This is a genomic window from Frankia sp. BMG5.23 (assembly GCF_000685765.2).
In the GTDB taxonomy this organism is placed as follows: domain Bacteria; phylum Actinomycetota; class Actinomycetes; order Frankiales; family Frankiaceae; genus Frankia; species Frankia casuarinae.
The window spans coordinates 1-2833 of record NZ_JDWE01000136.1 but is presented as its reverse complement, the minus strand read 5'-3'; the positions used below and the strand labels follow the sequence as shown (position 1 = coordinate 2833).

Annotated in this window: 2 protein-coding genes and 2 pseudogenes; 3 read left to right on the top strand and 1 reads right to left on the bottom strand. The window is 71.0% G+C overall.

The features are described 5' to 3' along the window. Positions 1 to 402 (bottom strand): hypothetical protein (locus BMG523DRAFT_RS26935; protein ID WP_235463399.1); only part of this gene is annotated, 402 nt, incomplete at its 3' end. Between BMG523DRAFT_RS26935 and BMG523DRAFT_RS26930 the strand changes: the two are divergent. From BMG523DRAFT_RS26930 to BMG523DRAFT_RS23970, 3 genes and pseudogenes are all read left to right on the top strand, one after another. Further along, positions 313 to 765: pseudogene (locus BMG523DRAFT_RS26930) on the top strand (recombinase family protein); the annotation flags it as partial. The gene BMG523DRAFT_RS26935 and the pseudogene BMG523DRAFT_RS26930 overlap by 90 nt on opposite strands. A 997-nt stretch (positions 766 to 1762) precedes the next feature. Then, on the top strand, positions 1763 to 2164 hold the full coding sequence (locus BMG523DRAFT_RS25045) for a helix-turn-helix domain-containing protein (RefSeq protein ID WP_152987900.1): 402 nt from the start codon (positions 1763 to 1765) through the stop codon (positions 2162 to 2164). 25 nt (positions 2165 to 2189) lie between these two features. Then, positions 2190 to 2489 (top strand): annotated as a pseudogene (locus tag BMG523DRAFT_RS23970) (integrase core domain-containing protein); the annotation flags it as partial. Between the last annotated feature and the right edge of the window lie 344 nt (positions 2490 to 2833).

Sequence of the window (2833 nt, the reverse complement as noted above, 5' to 3'; positions counted from 1 at the left end):
CTGCTGGAGTTGGCCCGTCTGACGGATGCGCTGCTGGTGGACGCCGACGGTGTCTACGATCTCGCGGACATCAACGACCGCCTCCTGCTCGGGCTGAAGGGCAGTATGTCCGAGTGTGAGCTGCACCTGCTGACGGGCCGGCTGCAGGGCGCGAAACGGGCCGCGGCCGAACGCGGCGAGCTGCGTTTCCCGCTGCCGGTCGGCTACGTCTACGACGACGAGGGTGTCTGCGTGATCGACCCGGATCAGGAGGTGCAGGGGGCCATCCGGGACGTCTTCGCCGCGTTCGCCGCGGGCGGCTCGGCGTTCCAGGTGGTGGCCGCGTTCGTTCGGCGGCGGTTCCCGCTGCGGGCCTATGGGGGGATCTGGGCCGGGCAGTTGCGATGGGGCCGGCTGACGCACTCCNGGGCGCTGGGGGTGTTGTCCAACCCGTGCTATGCGGGCACCTACGTCTACGGCCGGTACGCCACCTGCCGGACGGTGCGCCCGGACGGCACCGTGCACACCGGGGTGCGGCTGCGCCCGCGCGAGCAGTGGCCCGTGGTGCGCCACGGCCACCACGAGAGCTACATCAGCTGGGAGGAGTATGTGGCCATCGAGGCGAGGCTTTCGGCCAACTGCACCCACNANGGGGCCCGCCNGGNGCGGGAGGGCCTGGCCCTGTGCCAGGGGATCATGTTCTGTGGGTTGTGCGGGCGGCCGATGACGACCCGCTACCCACAGGGGCGGGCGGCCTACGGCTGCTCGTCGTCGCGCGCCGACCACGAGGCCACGCCCACCTGCCGGTCGATCCGCGCCGACGTCGTCGACGACGCGGTGGCCGGCCTGCTACTGGCCACGGTGTCGCCGGGGCAGATCGAACAAGCCCTGGCCGCCGCGGACGAGGTCACCGCCCGACAGTCCCGTTCCCACCGCGCGGCCGAGCTGGCCGTGGGACGCGCCCGCTACGACGCCGACCGCGCCGCTGGCGTTGGGCGCGGTGGAGCCGGAGAACCGGCTGGTCGCCCGCACCCTGGAGACCCGCTGGGAAGCGAGACTGTCCGCCTTGGCCGAAGCCGAGGCCGCCCTGGCCGCTGTCCGGGAGCGCAGGCCGGCGCTGCCGGACCGGGACGGCCTGCGCGCNCTGGCCGCGGACCTGCCNGGACTCTGGCACNNCCCGNACACCCGGGACCGGGACCGCAAGCGGCTGCTGCGCACCCTCATCTCGGANGTCACCCTGCTGCCCGAGACCGACCGGGCCCGCGCCCGGCTTGGGGTGCGCTGGCACACCGGCGCCACCGACGAACTCGCCCTGCGCAGACCGGCCACCTCGCCACAGGTGCGCAGGACCTCGGCCGCGGCCCGCCAGCTGATCGCCCGGCTCGGNCCGGACCATTCCGACGCCGAGATCGTCACCGCACTCGCCGATGCCGGGCTGACCACCGGGACCGGCCGTCCCTACGGCATCGCGGCCGTCGGCTGGGTCCGCCACACCTACAAGATCCCCGGGCGGTGTCCGTTCCGGGACGGGGAGATCTCCGTCGACCAGGTCGCGGCGANCCTCGGGATCACCGCCAACGCCGTCTACTACTGGCTCACCCACGACCGGCTGGCCGGCCGCAAGGANNNCTCCGGACGCTGGTGCATCCCCTGGAACGCCCAGGTCGAGGCCGCCTGNCGCCGCCAGATCGACGCCTCCGGCCACCTCATCCCCCGCACCCCCGGCCCCCGTGAGGTCCTGCCCGGCGACGTCACCGTCCACGAGGCCGCCACCCGGCTCGGCGTGCCCGACGACGTCGTCTACTACCGCATCCGTATCGGCCAGCTGACCGCGCGGCGCACCCCGAGCGGGTGCCTGAGCCTCCCGTGGAACCCGCAGGCCGAGGCCGCCTGCCGCACGCGGATCGCACATCCCGGATCCGGCCCGACCGGCCCGGGCAGCCGGCCCCTCCCGCACGCCGCCACCGCACACGGAGACATCAGCGTCCAGCAGGCCGCCACCAGGCTCGGTATCCCCACCGCGCAGGTCTACTACTGGATCCGCCGCGGCTACCTGACCGCCTACCGCCTCAACGCTGGCCGGGTCGCCATCCCCTGGAACGACCAGGTGGAAACCGCCTGCCTCCACCGCGCCGCCCGCACCGTGAAAGTCAACTCCACAACCCAAACGATCACAGCGAGATGAACAGTATGAAGGCACCACGTTCACCGACGCCGGCATCACCACCGTCAAGATCCCACCCCGAACCCTGCGGGCGAACGCCTACGCGGAACGGTTCATCCGCACGGTCCGGACCGAGGTCACCGACCGGATGCTGATCTTCGGTGAGCGGCACCTTCGCGTTGCCCTGGCCGAGTACGCACGGAACTACAACAGACGACGACCCCATCGTGGCCGCGACCTTCAACCACCACAGCCCGATCACCCCGTCGCGGACCTGACCCAGGAACGGATCAAGCGCCGGCCCGTCCTCGGCGGCTTGATCAACGAATATGAACGAGCCGCCTAAAACCCCCGGTCAACGCGGGTGCCCGAGTTTTGACACCCCGACGTGGTCCTGAACCATCCGCGAGAATTGCTTCTTTACACGCGGGCTGACCGTAGCACTCCGCTGCGGGAGTCGAGGCGAAATTCTGCATAATACCCCGCATTGATGGCCGGTAAGTATTCGGCGATGGCGTGGAGGGGCTGGTTCCGCCGTGTGGCGGTGTCGTGGCTGTGGCGGGAGTCGGGCGGAGTGTCCGCGGGATGCTGGTGGGGGGTTGTGGGCTCTTCGTGATACGTCGGGTGTAGTTCCTGATACCGAGGACGCTGGTGATGTGTCCTGGGTGGTGTGTCTGTTCTGTCTGTCAC